This is a genomic window from Paenibacillus sp. p3-SID1389, from assembly GCF_025151705.1.
Classification (GTDB): Bacteria; Bacillota; Bacilli; order Paenibacillales; family Paenibacillaceae; genus Fontibacillus; species Fontibacillus phoenicis.
Map to the genome: position 1 here is coordinate 1 of NZ_JALXVO010000011.1, position 16,314 is coordinate 16,314.

17 protein-coding genes are annotated in these 16,314 nt (G+C 52.5%); 4 read left to right on the top strand and 13 right to left on the bottom strand.

Annotated features, from left to right (window positions below):
* Positions 1-46 precede the first annotated feature (46 nt).
* Positions 47-982 carry a ketopantoate reductase family protein gene (locus M3G15_RS06700; RefSeq protein ID WP_260070451.1) on the bottom strand — a complete coding sequence of 312 codons (936 nt, stop codon included), beginning with the start codon at positions 980-982 and terminating at the stop codon, positions 47-49.
* 103 nt (positions 983-1,085) lie between these two features.
* Positions 1,086-1,739: an RsfA family transcriptional regulator gene (locus M3G15_RS06705; protein ID WP_260070452.1), complete on the bottom strand. Its 654-nt coding sequence runs from the start codon at positions 1,737-1,739 to the stop codon at positions 1,086-1,088.
* 345 nt (positions 1,740-2,084) lie between these two features.
* Here M3G15_RS06705 and M3G15_RS06710 point away from each other — a divergent pair, with 345 nt between their 5' ends.
* Positions 2,085-2,321, top strand: coding sequence for a DUF2626 domain-containing protein (locus M3G15_RS06710; RefSeq protein ID WP_009225581.1), 237 nt, complete (start codon positions 2,085-2,087; stop codon positions 2,319-2,321).
* A 129-nt stretch (positions 2,322-2,450) separates the two neighbouring features.
* Positions 2,451-3,527, top strand: coding sequence for a coiled-coil domain-containing protein (locus M3G15_RS06715; RefSeq protein ID WP_260070453.1), 1,077 nt, complete (start codon positions 2,451-2,453; stop codon positions 3,525-3,527).
* Positions 3,528-3,541: 14 nt separating this feature from the next.
* Here M3G15_RS06715 and M3G15_RS06720 read toward each other — a convergent pair whose 3' ends face one another.
* The 3 genes from M3G15_RS06720 to M3G15_RS06730 form a co-directional block, all read right to left on the bottom strand.
* Positions 3,542-4,804: a sugar ABC transporter substrate-binding protein gene (locus tag M3G15_RS06720; RefSeq protein ID WP_260070454.1), complete on the bottom strand. Its 1,263-nt coding sequence runs from the start codon at positions 4,802-4,804 to the stop codon at positions 3,542-3,544.
* Positions 4,805-4,844: 40 nt separating this feature from the next.
* Positions 4,845-5,267, bottom strand: coding sequence for a hypothetical protein (locus M3G15_RS06725; RefSeq protein ID WP_260070455.1), 423 nt, complete (start codon positions 5,265-5,267; stop codon positions 4,845-4,847).
* Positions 5,268-5,464: 197 nt separating this feature from the next.
* Complete coding sequence (locus M3G15_RS06730) at positions 5,465-6,796, bottom strand: PhoH family protein (protein ID WP_036645603.1); 1,332 nt, start codon at positions 6,794-6,796, stop codon at positions 5,465-5,467.
* 124 nt (positions 6,797-6,920) lie between these two features.
* On the opposite strand from M3G15_RS06730, the gene M3G15_RS06735 reads away from it, so the two are divergent.
* Positions 6,921-7,496: a YhcN/YlaJ family sporulation lipoprotein gene (locus tag M3G15_RS06735; RefSeq protein ID WP_036645601.1), complete on the top strand. Its 576-nt coding sequence runs from the start codon at positions 6,921-6,923 to the stop codon at positions 7,494-7,496.
* Between the two features lie 40 nt (positions 7,497-7,536).
* Here M3G15_RS06735 and M3G15_RS06740 read toward each other — a convergent pair whose 3' ends face one another.
* The 6 genes from M3G15_RS06740 to M3G15_RS06765 all read right to left on the bottom strand — a co-directional run bounded on the left by M3G15_RS06740 (position 7,537) and on the right by M3G15_RS06765 (position 12,993).
* Entirely contained in the window at positions 7,537-7,989 is a 453-nt protein-coding gene (locus M3G15_RS06740) for a pyridoxamine 5'-phosphate oxidase family protein (protein WP_009225576.1), read from the bottom strand.
* A gap of 106 nt (positions 7,990-8,095) precedes the next feature.
* Positions 8,096-9,190 carry an LCP family protein gene (locus M3G15_RS06745; protein ID WP_036645599.1) on the bottom strand — a complete coding sequence of 365 codons (1,095 nt, stop codon included), beginning with the start codon at positions 9,188-9,190 and terminating at the stop codon, positions 8,096-8,098.
* A 93-nt stretch (positions 9,191-9,283) separates the two neighbouring features.
* Positions 9,284-9,592 (bottom strand): YlaH-like family protein, encoded by a 309-nt coding sequence (locus tag M3G15_RS06750; protein WP_009225574.1) that lies wholly within the window; start codon positions 9,590-9,592, stop codon positions 9,284-9,286.
* A gap of 37 nt (positions 9,593-9,629) precedes the next feature.
* Positions 9,630-11,471, bottom strand: coding sequence for a translational GTPase TypA (gene typA, locus M3G15_RS06755; protein WP_009225573.1), 1,842 nt, complete (start codon positions 11,469-11,471; stop codon positions 9,630-9,632).
* A 205-nt stretch (positions 11,472-11,676) separates the two neighbouring features.
* On the bottom strand, positions 11,677-12,177 hold the full coding sequence (locus M3G15_RS06760; protein ID WP_009225572.1) for a hypothetical protein: 501 nt from the start codon (positions 12,175-12,177) through the stop codon (positions 11,677-11,679).
* A 156-nt stretch (positions 12,178-12,333) separates the two neighbouring features.
* Entirely contained in the window at positions 12,334-12,993 is a 660-nt protein-coding gene (locus M3G15_RS06765; RefSeq protein WP_009225571.1) for a TerC family protein, read from the bottom strand.
* Between the two features lie 131 nt (positions 12,994-13,124).
* Between M3G15_RS06765 and M3G15_RS06770 the strand changes: the two genes are divergently transcribed.
* Complete coding sequence (locus M3G15_RS06770) at positions 13,125-13,829, top strand: TerC family protein (protein ID WP_009225570.1); 705 nt, start codon at positions 13,125-13,127, stop codon at positions 13,827-13,829.
* A 61-nt stretch (positions 13,830-13,890) separates the two neighbouring features.
* Here the strand turns inward: M3G15_RS06770 and thiI are convergent, their stop codons facing one another.
* Both thiI and M3G15_RS06780 read right to left on the bottom strand, forming a co-directional pair.
* Entirely contained in the window at positions 13,891-15,126 is a 1,236-nt protein-coding gene (gene thiI, locus M3G15_RS06775) for a tRNA uracil 4-sulfurtransferase ThiI (RefSeq protein WP_260070456.1), read from the bottom strand.
* Between the two features lie 15 nt (positions 15,127-15,141).
* Positions 15,142-16,281, bottom strand: coding sequence for a cysteine desulfurase family protein (locus M3G15_RS06780; protein WP_036645596.1), 1,140 nt, complete (start codon positions 16,279-16,281; stop codon positions 15,142-15,144).
* Between the last annotated feature and the right edge of the window lie 33 nt (positions 16,282-16,314).

The following is a 16,314-nucleotide window of genomic DNA, read 5'->3' on the forward strand; positions in this document are numbered from 1 at the left end:
ATCAATTCATAAAAGTAAGTAACTATATTTTTATATCCATGTCAGATTATAATGCTCGGACCAACCGCCAAACCATCTCGTGTCCGGGAACCGCGATTCCTTTGCTGCGCGCCATCTCGACCAATTTCCCATTAATATGATCAATCTCCGTTGGCATGCCCTGCTGCACGTCCTTTAGCATGGAAGAGATATTCGTTGAGGTCGACCGGCAAACCGCAGCGATTTGATCAAACATGTCGGCATTGTAAGGGATTCCGTAAGCCTCATAAACGCGTAATCCTTCATCGCAAAGTTGCCGGAGCAGGCGAATTCGTTCGTCGTTCTCCAGCAGTTGGCCGTTATTCAGCCGCCACAAAGCCGTTAAGGGGTTGATCGCCGCATTGATTAGCAGCTTCCTGTAGATTTCTCTCCCGATGTCTTTCGACAAAAGGGCTGTAAATCCTGCCTTCTCCAGCATTTTCACGAAACTTTCTGCTGGAGACTCCAGATCGGCCATACCGCCGTTCGCGCCAATTTGCGTTATCCCCTGACCTGCACGGTTCACGCTGGATTCGTTCAGCCGTTTTGCGCCTTCCGTCGTAATTGCCGCATAAAGCGGAACCCCTGGCAGCGCATTGCCGATCAGCTCTAGGTGCCCTATGCCATTTTGAAAGCATACGACCTTCGTCTTCGGACCCACAAACCGACTGAGAAAAGTCAGCAGATTAGCATCGATATGGCGTTGTTTCGTGGTTAACAACAGCCATTCGGCCGTATCGCTCGCTCTGTCCCTACTGCCTTCTCCCACGGGATAAGCTTCGAGCCGCTGGCCATCCACAACGGTTGCGGTCCCGTCGGCTTCGGCAAGCCGAATCCCTTCTTTCTTTAGCTTTGCGGCCTGCTCAGGGGTTCTTGTCCAAAAACGCACCGGCACGCCGAACGCCGCCAGCTTACCGCCAAACAACAGCCCCAATGCACCGGCGCCGATGATGTCAACCTTCATGAAGCTTCACGACCTTTCCTTTCTTCTAATCCCTTTATACCAAACTCCCCCCTAACAACACAAAAATCCCGCCATTTTGGCGAGATTTTGCGATAGGTTTCTGTTATTCGATCCGTTCTAAATTTCCGTTCGCGTCCATCTTGAATCTGGATTTGTTTTCCTCGTCTTCTTCGTTTAAAAAAGCTAACCGTCTAGCCCGGTCCATGATCTGAATCAACGCCTTATAATCGTCGTTCACGACCCGGTAATCGGTCTGTACCTCATTGACCTGTGCCGACAACTTCTCGTTTTCCTCGCGAAGCTTAGCAATCTCCTCTTCTTTCTCTCTAAGCTCCTTCTCCAACGCTTTCATTTGACGATTGGTTTCCTGAATCGTGTTTTTCCACCCGCGCAAAAAGCGGATCACCGCATCGATGGAAATCGTCTCCTCCGACACCCCATCTCCGCGATAACCGTTGTCGTCCACATCGACGGAAGTAAGCGAGGCCATGCCGGAACCGGCCGTTAGCGAGTTTTGCTTTTTCATATAATTACGCTTCTGTCTTTGTGCTTTCGCGATGCTGATGGCCGCTTCGTACTTCTTGCGAACGCAGCTGTTCCATCGGAAACCGCAGGCCGCCGCCGTTCTGCCTATCCGTTCTCCGACCTCTTCGAAAGCGTTTAATTGGGTGCTGCCCTCCCGTATATGCCGAAGGGTAACCTCGGCCAGAATCAAATCATCTTCTGGGCTCCATGCATCTTGTCTCACAGCTGTCATGCTATAAAAACCTCCTAACGACATCCTAATCTAACCGTCATCCAACCGGCGGTCTCCGGCAGGCGTAAGGGTAAAATGCTTCTTACTCCATTTCTATGCCTCTCATAGAGTTCATAGAATCTATTTGATACTAAAATGTATTTCCAAAATCCAGCTCCTCCATACATGACGTTTCACGAAATGAATAACAAGAGCAGGCGCCGCCAACACTACTGTTAGGTTTGTCACAACAACACCTGCGTAATTTGGCTAAATCATGACTTTTCGTTTACACTTTTCAGCCTAACGGGTATAATGGGGAAAGGAATGGAAGCTCGTTGATACATAAGAAAGGGGGATTACCTCGTGGCACGCATGTTCCGCGTCCTTGGCTTCTTCACATTGGCTATTGGGCTTATGGCCTTTGCGGGCGATCTGACGGAAATGGCTTTGCTGTTCTTCTTGCAAACCGCCTTTTTCGTCCTTTTCGGCTATCTGAAGCTTACCGAGAGAACCTATATCCTGCTGTTCTGGGGATATATGATCGTCGCATTTACCGGTTTCAGCTACTGGACGGTCTTCAAAATGGGTTTACCCCTCTAATCCCAAATCTCATAAATGTTCCAAAAAGGCGTTTCGGCTATGTGCTGGAACGCCTTTTTTCGTGAGTTCTGCTATTTCCGGGCCTGTTATCATATATATAGGACAACTACAGATGGGAGAGGATCGTTGTTGAAGATACGCATCATATCGCTCTGTCTATTGCTGTTGCTGGCGGCTCTTCAGTTTGCCCGTTTGTCGGCCGCCGCTGCTCCGCTGACTGCCGAAGAACAACAGATCCTGGAACAAAGCTTGTCCATTCAGGAAATCGACCGGGAAATCGAGCGGATCGAATCCCGCCAGCAAGAGACGGAAATGGACCTTCGCGAGCTGCAAGAGCAATTAACCGAAAAAAACGAACAAATCCGTATCAGCCGCGAACAAGCTGGCTTAAGACTACGCGCGTATTATATGGGGGAACGGGAAAATCTGCTGTACGCATTGCTAAGCGTGAACAGCCTCAAAGATTTTTTTACCGTATTGGATTATTATCAACTCATTATGGATCGGGATCGTACCATATTAAACCAATACAAGTCGGAATATGCTGAACTGACGAAGACCAAGCAGAAGCTGGAAGCCACGTCCACCGAACTCGACCGCATGAAAGAGGAGCTGCAGCTCCAGCGCACCCGGGTTGCCGCGCTTCGGCAAAGCGTCGACGAATCCCTTGGCCTCAGTGCCGATCCCGAGAAGCTCAAGGCGTTAATTCAAGAGTTGACCGCCTATTGGGAGAGCGTTGGGCTGTATGAGCTCCGCAGATATTTTCAGGCACTCAGCTCCGCCATGTCGCAATTCTCCGACTTTTTGAAGCAGAACGAGAGCAGTTTGATCGCTGAAAAAGGGGGATACCGTTTGGAAATCCACGAGGATGATCTGAATGCGTTCCTCTATGGCAAGAGCGAGTTGCTCAAGGATATGAGCTTTCAATTCAAAACGGACAAGATCATCGCGCGCGGCAGCCGGGAAGGCTTGGAGCTCGAAGTCGAGGGTCATTATACGGTGGAGCAGGAGCCGGAGAACGCGATTGTTTTCCATGTGGACCGCCTGCTGTTTAATGGGTTGGCCCTCCCGGATACGACGCGGGCCGAGCTGGAGCGGGATTTCGACCTTGGCTTTTATCCGAAAAAAATTGTCCCCTTCGTGGAAGCCACTGAGGCGGTGATCTCCGAGGGGACGTTAACGGTGAAATTGAAGTTGGCGTTGTAAGCGCTGGTGATGCTTTACCGACTAAGCTCAGCCAACCGTCCGCGATATTGCTTGCCAGTGATCGCTCCGCTTAAATAATCGGAGGTGAGCGGCGCGAAGCGCTCGAGCTGTTCCGGCAGCGACGGACTCGCCGGCAGCACAATTCCGGATCCGGCAGCCAGCGTGGCGGGGATCCAAGTGGGGAGCTGATTTCGGACGGCTTCGTAATAAACGGTTTTGAGAACAGGAAGATGCCCGGTTGTTTCATACCAACGCGCTTGATTATAAAGGGAGGTCATTTCTGAAATCCACAATCCGGCCGCATCGGGATGATCCGTTTGCGAAGAAACGGCATAACTTCGGCCTAGGATCCAGGTTGACGCTAGATTCGGCTGGAACTCCGGCATCCAGATTTTCGAGCGGGGATGACGATGCTTCTCGGCTTCCGTCGCCGTGGTGATCATCATCGCCAGTTCGCCGTCACTCAGCTTGCTCCACGAATCCGATCGGGCCAAGCCCGAATCCAAGAGCGCGGGGCGCAACGATTCCAGCTGTTGCAGGGCGTACGTCATATTGCCCTCCACTGTATAGAATTGCCCGGAACCGGCCGGCTTCCAGCCTCCGCCGACTTGCCACAGCAAAGTCGCTGCCGCATAGGGATCACGGTAATCCAATCCTAACAGGTAGGGCTGGGAATGTTGTTTTTTGAAGGTGGAGACTAAGACGTTCCAATCGTCCGCTGTAGCCGGCGGGCGTTCCAGTCCAAGCTGCTTCAGTTTGTCCTCATGATAAACCAGCACATAGGGATCCACATCCAGCGGAACTCCCCAGACGTAACCGTTCCACTCGTTTGGAATTAAGGAAGCGCTTAACACTTCGCCTGACAAGGAACCAGAGAAATAGCCCTCCGTGGGCAGCAGATAACCGTCCGCTGCAAAACGGCGAATCCAGACATTGTCCAAGAGCAGGACGTCCGGCGATTCCCCGAGCTTCATCAGCTGGCGCTGGTACGCAGCATAACTCTCCTCTAACGGCACATTCACCAGATCAACCTCCACCGGATGGCTCACCGTAAACTGCCGGTTCATCTCCTCCAGGCGACGGAAGTCAGTCTCATTCATCTGCACGGCCACGTGAATGTGGCCGGTCTCCTCCTTGGTTTGCGCTTCAGGCGGTGTAACCGGCTGAGCCTCCCCGCCGTCTTCTTGGCGAACTAGCGTCATTTCTTCGCTAGGCGACAGATTAATTAAAGCGAGCAGGAGGATTGCAAAAAGCACCCAATGATTTTTTCGCTTCACGCCTGTCCTTCCTCTCCACAATTTAGGAGCGCACGTCACGTCAATAACCTTCTGATACTCCGTATTGTAGCAAATCGCCGGATGAATTGTCCCGTAAAAAAATGTATATGTGTATGGCGGTGGGGTGCTTGGACTTTAACTCTCCTGTAATGTATGCGATTCCTGCAAAAATGCAGTTTTTTGAGGTGAAATCGCCGCTTTGTGCAAAATGCCTGCAAAAGTGCAGGCTTTTTGCGCCGAATTGCCCCATTTGTCCGAAATCGTGAAAAATAACTGTACTTTTGCAGGCTTTGGCCGAGAAATCGGGATTTAGCCGAAAAAAACTGCACTTTTGCAGGTTTCCCCCTTCGAGCAAAAGCGTGCAAACGAGCAAAAAAGCCCGGCGAATTAAGATAAACCGATTCGCCGGGCTTTTACTATTATTTTCCTCGCGACGGACGAGCGGTATGCTCTCGGTCAGCAACTTCCTGTTCCAGGAAGGCAAGTAACGAGCCGGAGGAAGTTTACGTCCGCATTTGGGAGCCGGTTCTCCTCCTTCTACCTCATCAGGGACAACTGGCGGACAAGAGCGGGCCGTGGTCGTTACTTGCTTCCGTTGACCTGGCTATCACTGTATCCGCCACAGTTGGCCAAGGCCAAGTCCAGTCCGAGCTCGCCCTTCTACAACAAATCCGCCGCCAGCTGAGCCAGCTTGGAGCGTTCGCCCTTCTCCAGGGTGATATGCCCGCTGATGCCCTGGTCGCGGAAGCGTTCGACCAAAATGGTTAATCCGTTGCTGGAAGCGTCCAGATACGGATGGTCGATCTGCTCCGGATCGCCAACCAGCACGATCTTGCTGCCTTCCCCGACGCGCGACACGATCGTCTTCACCTCATGGCGCGACAGGTTTTGCGCCTCGTCCACGATGATGAACTGCCCGGGGATCGAGCGGCCGCGAATGTACGTAAGGGCCTCCACCTGAATGCTGCCAAGCCCCATCAAGATTTTCTCGATGTCGCCGGATTTCTTCGTATCAAACAGGTACTCCAGGTTATCATAGATCGGCTGCATCCAAGGCCGCAGCTTTTCTTCTTTTTCCCCGGGCAGGTATCCGATATCCTTCCCCATCGGGACAACGGGCCGGGCAATCAGCAGCTTTTTGTATTTGTGCTCATCCTCGACCTTCAGCAGACCGGCGGCTAACGCAAGCAACGTCTTACCGGTGCCGGCTTTACCGGTGATCGTAACGAGCGGAATATCATCGTTAAGCAAGAGCTCCAATGCCATGCGCTGCTGGGCGTTTCGAGCGCTAATCCCCCAGACCGGCTCATTACTAAGATACAGCGGCTCCAAGCGGGTGGCATCTTCGTTCACTTTCAGCAAAGCGGATTTGCCAGTCCCCATCTCATCTTTTAATATCACAAACTCATGCGGGTAAAGGGAATAATTAGCCCCAAGCGGTTTAATTGGCAAAAAGCGATACGTATAAAATTCATCAATCACCGACGGATGAACCTTGATGGTTGAATAACCTCCGTATAGGTCGCTGGGGCCTACGGTCCGGTCCGACAAATAATCTTCGGCATGGAGTCCCAGAACGTCGGCTTTGATTCGGACCAGCACATCCTTGCTGACCAGAATGACCGGCCGCGGCGTTTCCATCTCCGCCTGCTCCAGGTGATAGTTCAGGGCTACCGCGAGAATCCGGTTGTCGTTGGTGACTTCCCCGAACTTTTCCTGAACCTTGACGAAGCTGCGGTGATTTAACTCGACCTTAATTCGCCCGCCGCCCTCCAGCGGTACGCCATCATGCAAATGGCCCGTTGACCGCAAGCCATCCAGCAAGCGAGAGACGCCCCGCGCATTCCGGCCGATCTCGTCGGCATTGCGCTTTTTGCTGTCGATTTCCTCCAGCACGACAGCCGGAATGACCACATCATGTTCGTCAAAGGCAAATACGGCACCCGGATCATGCAATAATACATTCGTATCCAATACAAAGATCTTCTTCATCATTATCCCCTCCACCGCGGTCATTGCAGCCTTATGAGCATACATATTTTTTGGCGTCCCGGGAACTCTATAACCGATATTAGAACCGGTATCGAGAGATCAATTCCGAAAGGACGGATTGAACATGCGATTATGGCTGTGTTTGTTACTGACGGCTACCCTGCTTACAAGTTGCGGAACTCGTTCTGAAAAGGCATCACCCTCTCCAAATCATCAAACAGGGAATGCGCCCCAGGCACAAAGCGTGAATCCTTATGCCACCAACGCCAACGACAAAGAGGTCATGTCAGACCGTGACAGACAAGTTTATTTGGAAGAACTGGTGAAAAAAGTCCCTGGCGTGAAAGGCGCGCATTGTGTCATTATGGGCAAAACCGCCATCGTTGGTATCGATGTGGATAGCCGCCTCGAACGTGCAAGGGTAGGGAGCATTAAATATACGGTAGCTGAAGCGCTTCGAAAAGATCCGCACGGAGCCGGCGCCATCGTCACCGCGGATATCGACTTAAATCAACGACTTGCCGAGATCGGCAAGAAAATCCGCGAAGGTCGGCCGGTTTCCGGCTTCGCCACCGAGCTGGCTGACATTATCGGACGGATCGTCCCTCAGATTCCGAACGATACCCGGCCGCCGGAAGGCAATCCGAAGCAAATGCAAATCGCCCCTGACGGCGGAGCAACGCGGCAAAATCTGCGTTAAGTTTGTCCCAAGAAGGAAAAAAAGCCTAGCGATCAACTCGCTAGGCTTTCTTCATGGCTTCAAACACTTGACGATCCAGCATGTCCGCAGCACGCTGGTCATAAACTTTGGCATATTCCGGCGGTGACACCAGCTGCGCGCCATAAAACAGCGCGTTTCGCACCGCATCGATCTCGATGTCGAAGCAGCACATATTAAACGGCACCCCGTCCAATGGATCCTGTACAACGGTAGCTCGGCCATTGATGGCGTAAATCGTATCCTGGCCAAACACTGTGACCGTCGCCCGCGGATTGGCCTTCAAATTACCGACCAGTCTGGAGCGATGATCCAGCGCCAGCCGCAGCTTCGAAGGATCCACGGCATACACCCAAGAAATGGCGCTGGACGTAGGGCCGCCGGATTCCTGATCCACCGTGTTCAACAGTACATACGTTTCGGACTGGAGAAGGGAATAAAGTGAATCAGATAATTGAGTTACGACTTCGGACATTAGACCAGCCCTCCTGTACAGTGTTACATCGGATTTCTGCTCAATACGCTTCAGCTATCCTTAAGTCAATTGTATTATAGCATGCGGCAAAACTTGCATTCAATCGTCAGTTCACCTGTCCGTCGTCCGTCTCCCCGCTATTTGCCTGCGCGGAACTTGCCTTCCCGGCGAGCTGATCCTTCAGCGCCTGCTTGGCCGCTTCCAGTTCATCCTGGTGCAAGTAGACGTACGGGCTCTTCCAATCCCCGGTCACTGGCACGAATGCCACATTCTCCTTAGAAATGTTCCAATACGCTTGAATGATATTTTTCATTTGCTGCGATTCCAGGTCGGTCTCCATATTCTTTCCGACGGATTCGATCACTTTGCCGGCCCCCATGACACCGTTCAGCGACTTCGCTTGGTCGATCAGGGCGTGCAGCACTTCATTCTGCCGGCGGTTACGGTCGAAATCATCCGAACCCTTCGTCTGCGGCTTGCAGTTCGATTTGCGGTAGCGCACGTAGCCTAACGCATCTTCCCCGTTCAGGTGCTGCTCGCCTTTCTTCAGGTTGATGTTCGTACCGTCCGCCGTATCGCGGTAACACATGTCGGCATCCACATTGACGTCAACGCCGCCCAGCGCATCCACCACATCGCGGAACCCTTGGAAATTCAGCACCGTCACATAATCGATATTGATACCAAAAAACTTGCCCATCATCGTTTTCATTTCCTGTGTGGCGGGAATCCCTGTTTTCTTCTCAGCCGCCAGGAAGTTCGGATAGTACGCGTTGAGCTTGTTCGTCTTATATCCGTCCAATTCCAGCTTGGTATCGCGCGGAAGAGAGACGACCGTTGCCGATTTGGTATCGGGATTCATCGCGATGACCATCATCACGTCACTCAGATGGGTGCCGGTCTGCGGACGGTAATCCGTCCCAAGCAACAGCATCGTAATCGGCTTCACCTTGGCGGATTTCTCAGGTGCTACTTTGTCTGGAGTCCCCGTTGCATCGATCACCTGATCCGCGGTATAGAATAAATACCCTGCATAAAGGCCAACCCCGATTACCCCGAGGATGAGGAGCGTCAGGACGGTTTTGAAGAACCGTTTCAGGCCGCCGGATTTTCTTTTTCGAGTGGAGCCCGCTTTTGCACCTTTTGTCGATCCTCTTTGGCTTTGCCCCCGTGGAGGTAAGCCGCTGCGGTTAGAACTCATGAACTTAAACACCTTATTTCTGTAAAAATGTTGTCGCATTCATTAAGACGTACCGAGCTTCGGAAAAGTTACCGGTTAGAAAGCGGAGGCAAATTATGCCGATTTATCGCTTGACGGCGAACCCGTCTTGTTCTCCTTGTTCCGTCGACCCTCGACAAAATAACGAATCCGCACCATCAGCATCAAAACGACAGCCACCAGCAAACATTGAATGATCGGCAGCTTGTCAATTTGGAAGATGAGCAGCAGGAAGGAGCCCAGCGCCATAAGGAGGTACAGAATAATCTCTTTAAACAGCGGCAGCTTCTGCTGTGCACGGAACACTTTATTGTAAACATAAATGATCAGCACGAAGATCAGCACGTAGGAAATGATCGGATGGCTGGCAAACCAAGCCTGCATAACGAACCCCTCCTTCAAATGGCAACCTTATTCCTAATTATAGGTTGGCTTCCGCCATTTTGCGATGTTTTTCTGCCCGTTCCCGTTCGCTCTTGTTCAAAATCTTCTTACGCAGGCGAACCGATTTTGGCGTAATTTCACAATATTCGTCGTCATTCAAATATTCCAGCGCTTGTTCCAACGAGAAGAGCCGCGGCGTCTTCATCTTCACCGTTTCGTCCTTCGTGGCGGAGCGCACGTTTGTCAGTTGTTTTTCCTTACAAATATTCACCACAATATCGTTATCGCGGGTATGCTCCCCGACGATCATGCCTTCATAAACTTCCGTTCCCGGTTCCACGAACAGAATCCCGCGATCCTCAATGGACAAGATCCCGTAGAGGGTGGAAACGCCGTTTTCACTGGAAACAAGCACGCCTTCATGACGTCCGCCAACCTGTCCGCCAACGAATGGACCATAGCTGTCGAACGCGTGATTCATAACGCCGTAACCGCGAGTCAACGTAAGGAAATGCGTCCGATACCCGATCAGGCCGCGGGCTGGAATCAAGAACTCCAAGCGAACCTGGCCGTTACCGTTGTTAACCATATTCACCATTTCCGCTTTGCGGGAACCCAAGCTTTCCATGACTGCGCCCATGCTTTCTTCCGGCACGTCGATCAGCAGGCGTTCGATCGGTTCCATTTTCACGCCGTCGATTTCCCGTACGATGACCTCAGGCTTAGATACCTGCAGCTCGTACCCTTCACGGCGCATGTTCTCGATCAGAATGCCCAGGTGAAGCTCACCACGGCCAGATACGATAAATGCGTCCGGGCTGTCCGTCTCATCCACGCGCAAGGAAACGTCAGTTTCCAGCTCTTTAAACAGGCGCTCGCGCAGTTTACGGGAAGTCACCCATTTGCCTTCGCGTCCTGCAAACGGGCTGTTATTAACGAGGAACGTCATTTGCAGCGTTGGTTCATCGATCTTCAAGACCGGCAAGGCTTCCGGGTGATTTGGATCGGCGATCGTTTCCCCGATATTGATGTCCTTGATCCCGGCAACAGCGACGATGTCCCCGGCTCCGGCTTCTTCGATTTCCACGCGGCGCAGGCCCTGGAAGCCAAACAGCTTCTCGATACGAGCGGTCTTCTTGCCGCCGTCGCGCGTCATCACCGCCACAGATTGACCTTGGCGAATCACGCCGCGGTTCACACGGCCGATGGCGATCCGGCCCAAGTATTCGTTATAGTCCATCAACGTCACGAGGAATTGCAGCGGCTCGTCAACGTTCTCCGTAGGCGCCGGAATATGGTCGATGATCGTTTCGTAAAGCGCCAGCATATTGTCATCCTGCTTCTCTGGATCCAAGCTGGATGTACCGTTTAACGCGGAGGCGTAAACGACCGGGAAGTCCAGCTGATCCTCACTGGCTTCCAACTCGATAAACAGATCCAGCACCTCATCGATCACTTCGGCCGGACGTGCAGCCGGGCGGTCGATTTTGTTCACCACGACGATTGGCGTCAGGTGATGCTCCAGCGCTTTACGAAGCACGAATTTCGTCTGCGGCATGCAACCTTCGTAAGCATCAACTACGAGCAGCACGCCGTCGACCATTTTCATAATCCGTTCCACTTCCCCGCCGAAGTCGGCGTGTCCCGGAGTATCTACGATATTAATCAAATAGTCCTTGTACGTAATGGCAGTATTTTTCGCCAAAATGGTAATCCCGCGTTCCCGCTCCAAATCGTTGGAGTCCATGGCCCGCTCTTGCACCGCTTCGTTCTCCCGGAAAATCCCGGATTGCTGCAGCAGCTTGTCGACGAGCGTCGTTTTCCCGTGGTCAACGTGGGCAATAATCGCAATATTGCGAATTTGTTTTCTATCATGCATAGGTTTGTCTCCAGATCCTTTCGTCTCTATAGATTATTGAGATGGTTTTATAAAATACAATTTGCACTTCGAACAGGAATTAGTTTACAAGACCAAGTGCAGCCTCATCCACCACAAAACAAAGCGTCGACTTAAATGCCGACGCTTGACATATCCCTTATATTATACGTGAAATCTTGAAATTTTCAAGAACTATCCCTGTGACTCACCAAGATCTCCGGCGGTTGCCCCGGCCAGCGATCAACCAAATCCCGGCAACGATCAGAACAATAGCTAAGAAATAAACGATCGTCGAAGCAAACAACGTCCAGCCAAGCAAGAGGAGTGATATCGCTCCCAATATCATGGCGGCGATGAATATTCCGTTCTGGCGCTGAGGCGCGAAATAACCATATTCAAACAAACCGACGGCAACGCCTAGGAAGAAGATCGGCCAGGTGTATTTCAATGTTTGCCATCCGCCGATGACCCCGGTAAAAAATACGAGGCTGTATACGACCAGAATGGCTCCGGGAAGCAGCAGTTCCGCAGGGCCTTTCCGCCAGAAATGCCATACGTGAAGCAAGATCCCAGGGATCAGCAGCAGCAGCGGCCAAAGCGCTCTTCCAAGAAAGCTGAAAAACCCTAATTTACCGAGCAGGATAATCACTCCGGCAGCGAGGATCAAGACGCCTGTCATGAGTTTGTTGTTGTCGGACATATCCATCACACACCTTCCAGAAGACAATGAGGGACAAGACGTTGCAAATTACGACATCCCCTTCACTTCCAGTTTATATGAATTCTGCCCAAAAAACCACTCGGCCTAAGGCGGGGGCCTGATGTTTTTTTCGGATGGTGTGGATGGAACTGCTGAGTGCGGTTAACCGCGCCCGGCGTTACATTTTCGCAGCCAGCCGAACATAATAACGACCGCGGCGGTTCCCGCCGGTACGACTCGTGCCAATGCGGGAGCGGCCGCCGCAAGCGCCGGTCCAAGCTGCGGATCCTGCAGCAGCATTTCTCCGGCAGTGTATCCGAGGATGCCTGCACCGGCATAAACGAGGAGCGGCAGACGCTGCAGCCAATCGGCGATCAGGTTGCTGCCCCAGACCACGATCGGAATGCTGATGGCGATCCCGATCACAAGAATCGACACATCGCCCTCTGCCAGCGCGGCGATCGCCAGTACATTATCCAAGCTCATAATAAAATCGGCGGCAAGAATCGTCTGCACCGCCTTCCACAATGAGCTTGCGCCCGCCACGCGGGAGTGTTCCTCCTGCGGCAGCAGCAGCTTTACGGCAATAGCAGCCAGCAGTACGCCGCCTGCCGCATGAATAAACGGGATTTTCAACAGTAACACGGCTACCCAGGTCAAGACGCAGCGCAGCAGTACGGCTCCCAGCGCTCCCCACCATACCGCCCGCTTACGTTGTTTAAGCGGCAAATTCTTGCTCGCCATAGCTATAACAACGGCGTTATCGCCGCTGAGTACGAGATTGATGATTAATATTTCCGATAACAGCAGCAAATGTTCCAAGCTTATCCCTCCCCCCTACAACTTGTATGAGGGATGTAGCCAAGCTATGCCACTTTAAAAAACAACTCTGGACAAATGAATCCTTTTAGAGATTTAATACGTATATACGTCTATAGAGGAAGTGACATAACGTGGACTTATTTAGCGCTGCTTTTTTTCTCGCCCTGATCAATATCATTTTTATCGATCTCATTTTGGCGGGTGATAATGCAATCGTCATCGGGATGGCGGCAAGAAAACTGCCCCACTCGGTCCAGAAGAAAGCCATTTTATACGGTACCATCGGTGCCGTGGTACTAAGGATCGCCGCAACGCTGATCGTCGTATGGCTGTTGCAAATCCCCTGGCTGCTGGCGGTAGGCGGATTGATGCTGGTCTTTATCGCCTACAAGGTGCTGGCGGATGAAGGCGGCCATGACAACATCGAAGCGAAGGATAAGCTATGGCCGGCGATCCGTACGATTATCATTGCCGACGCCGCCATGGGACTCGACAATGTCATCGCCGTAGCGGGGGCGTCCAAGCAGCACATGGTGCTGGTGGTGATCGGCCTGCTGATCAGCGTCCCGATCGTTGTTTGGGGTAGTACCTTGTTTATTAAACTGTTGGACAAGTTCCCTTGGATCGCATATCTTGGCGCTGCAGTACTTGCCTACACAGCCGCCAATATGATTACGGAGGAACGCCATTTCGCGCATTTCTTCGAGGAGAACCCGTCTCTTCGTTATCTGCTGATCGCCATTGTGATCGCCGGCGTGCTGTTGGCGGGTTACATGAAGAAGCGCCAGCAGCGCAAAGAAACCGAAGGAGCTCAGACCCATCCGGCAACCCGGTAGAAAAAAGCAAAACCCGCATGCGGCCATTTGAATTTGGCCCGGGCGGGTTTTCTCTTTAGGGTTAGAACCAACTTTCCTGAACGACGTTGTCCTCCGCGTTATCCCGTCGCTTGATGCTGCGCCCGGGGCGGATAAAGATCGTTTCCGTATCCTCTACGGCTTTGTCAATCATCTCATCCAAATTCTCCAACGAACGCTCAACGTTCTCCAGGACCCTCAGATTCGGGTTGGTTGCTGGAGATTTCGGAACAAATAACGTGCAACAATCTTCATAAGGCAAAATCGACAAGTCGTACGTGCCAATCTGCTGCGCCATCGCAATGATATCCACCTTGTCGGTCATCACCAAAGGCCGCAGGATCGGGAGATTGGTTACGCGTCCGATCGCATTCATGCTGGACAACGTTTGGCTGGCTACCTGGCCCAAGCTGTCTCCGGTGACTAGAGCCAAGGCGCCATTCCGTTCCGCCAGCTTCGTGGCAATGCGCAGCATCGCTCTTCGCATCATCGTGATGATCAAGTTATCCTGACCAGTCTGTGCCAGCTTGGTTTGAATTTCGGTAAACGGCACAAGGTGCAGCTTGATGAAGCCGGAATATTGAGCTAACACGTTGGCTAAATCAATGACCTTTTGCTCCGCTTTTTTACTGGTAAATGGATAGCTGTGGAAATGAACGCATTCGATTTCCAATCCGCGTCGCAGCGCCGACCAACCGGCAACAGGGCTGTCGATCCCTCCGGACAACAGCAGCATGGCTTTGCCGTTTGAACCGAGCGGGAACCCTCCCGCTCCCGGTATCACTTCGCAGAACAGATACGTGCCCTGCTCCCGAATCTCTACGCGCAGCTCCAGTTCAGGATGATGGACATCCACCCGAAGCTCGGGGCAGGCGTTCAGGATCGGGTTGCTGACCAGCTTGTTCATTTCCTGCGACGAGTGGGGGAACGGCTTCCATATCCGGCGGGCGGTAACTTTAAACTTCGTTCCCGGGGCTGGCCCCAGCTCCTTAATGAAATCGACCGCGGTCTGAAGGATATCCTCCAGACGGGACGGTACAACCTTGATGGGAGACATCGAAGTGACGCCAAACACGTTCTTCAGCGCCGCGATCATCGGTTCAAGCGGCTCTCCGTTTATGGCAATAAAGATTCTTCCGTATTCTTTGATGACTTCCGCCCGGGGGAAGTCATGCATCAGCGCTTTGACATGGTTGTGGATCACTTTCTCGAAGCGCGAGCGGTTTCGCCCCTTGAGGGTAATTTCTCCAAAACGGAGCAGCAACATATCATATTCCATTTTAACATTTCTCTCCTATCGTAAAACCTGCAGCCGCTTAACACATTGCTTTAACGCGGCGAGCAGGGCGTCAATGTCTCGTTCTTCATGTTCTTCGCCCAGACTGATCCGAATGCCGGACGAGGCCACTTCCTTGGATTTGCCCATGGCCAGCAGGATGCGGCTCGGTTCACTTCGCTTGGAAGAACAAGCCGAGCGGGTGGATACGAAAAATCCTTCTTCCTCCAGCATGTGCAGCAACGCTTCGGCTTTCATCCCCGGATAAGAAAAATGCACGATGTGCGGCGCTCCTTGCGCCGGGGAATTGATCGTCAGCTCTGGCAGCTCTGCAAGCCCATGCATTAGACGCTCACGTAAGCCATACAGCTTGGCTGCCCGAGTCTCGCGGCCTTCCTTCGCCAGACGCAACGCCTTGGCGAAAGCCACGATATAAGGGATGTTCTCCGTACCTGAACGGTAGCCCCCCTCCTGTCCGCCGCCTGCCAGCAGCGGCGCAAGCCGGAGCCCCTCACGGACGTACAGCAGACCAACTCCTTTGGGTCCTCTTAGTTTGTGCGCAGACAGGCTGTATAAATCAATTCCGCTGTCAGCCAAGGACAAGGGCAGCTTTCCAAAGCCCTGAACGCCGTCCACATGGAACAGCACCCGAGGCGCAACCGCTTTAAGCATCCGGCCGATTTCCCCCACCGGCTGTACGGTCCCGGTTTCATTGTTGACATGCATGACCGACACCAGTACGGTGTCTGGACGCAACGCTTCCCGCACCTGTTCGACAGTCACGCCTCCATCCTCGTCAACCGGAAGAATGGTCGTCTCCCAGCCCCAAGTGGCCAACTGCTTGACACTCTCGAACACGGAGGGATGCTCCGTTGCCGTCGTGATCAAATGCTTGCCCCGCTCAGTAAACTGAAGGGCGACCCCTTTAATGGCCATATTGTTGCTTTCTGTCGCCCCGCCGGTAAACACGATTTCCCGCGACTGAACTCCCAGAGCAGCGGCGCTTACCTCTCTCGCTTTGTCCAGCAGCTTCGCACTCTCTTCGCCCAGCCGGTGTAACGAAGACGGGTTCCCATAGTGCCGTGCCATAACTTCTGCAACAGTCTTGGTGACGTCCTCGTAGGGCGGGGTCGTCGCCGCATGGTCGAAATAGATCATTATTTTCACCTTCATCTCAAAAAAGATCAAATG

What these genes read in the sequence shown, in the direction of transcription:
- M3G15_RS06700 (WP_260070451.1), bottom strand. Translation starts at nt 982, where the DNA reads ATGAAGGTTGACATCATCGGCGCCGGTGCATTGGGGCTGTTGTTTGGC.
- M3G15_RS06705 (WP_260070452.1), bottom strand. Translation starts at nt 1,739, where the DNA reads ATGACAGCTGTGAGACAAGATGCATGGAGCCCAGAAGATGATTTGATT.
- M3G15_RS06730 (WP_036645603.1), bottom strand. Translation starts at nt 6,796, where the DNA reads ATGAAGAAGATCTTTGTATTGGATACGAATGTATTATTGCATGATCCG.
- M3G15_RS06735 (WP_036645601.1), top strand. Translation starts at nt 6,921, where the DNA reads ATGCGATTATGGCTGTGTTTGTTACTGACGGCTACCCTGCTTACAAGT.
- M3G15_RS06740 (WP_009225576.1), bottom strand. Translation starts at nt 7,989, where the DNA reads ATGTCCGAAGTCGTAACTCAATTATCTGATTCACTTTATTCCCTTCTC.
- M3G15_RS06745 (WP_036645599.1), bottom strand. Translation starts at nt 9,190, where the DNA reads ATGAGTTCTAACCGCAGCGGCTTACCTCCACGGGGGCAAAGCCAAAGA.
- M3G15_RS06750 (WP_009225574.1), bottom strand. Translation starts at nt 9,592, where the DNA reads ATGCAGGCTTGGTTTGCCAGCCATCCGATCATTTCCTACGTGCTGATC.
- typA (WP_009225573.1), bottom strand. Translation starts at nt 11,471, where the DNA reads ATGCATGATAGAAAACAAATTCGCAATATTGCGATTATTGCCCACGTT.
- M3G15_RS06760 (WP_009225572.1), bottom strand. Translation starts at nt 12,177, where the DNA reads ATGGATATGTCCGACAACAACAAACTCATGACAGGCGTCTTGATCCTC.
- thiI (WP_260070456.1), bottom strand. Translation starts at nt 15,126, where the DNA reads ATGGAATATGATATGTTGCTGCTCCGTTTTGGAGAAATTACCCTCAAG.
- M3G15_RS06780 (WP_036645596.1), bottom strand. Translation starts at nt 16,281, where the DNA reads ATGATCTATTTCGACCATGCGGCGACGACCCCGCCCTACGAGGACGTC.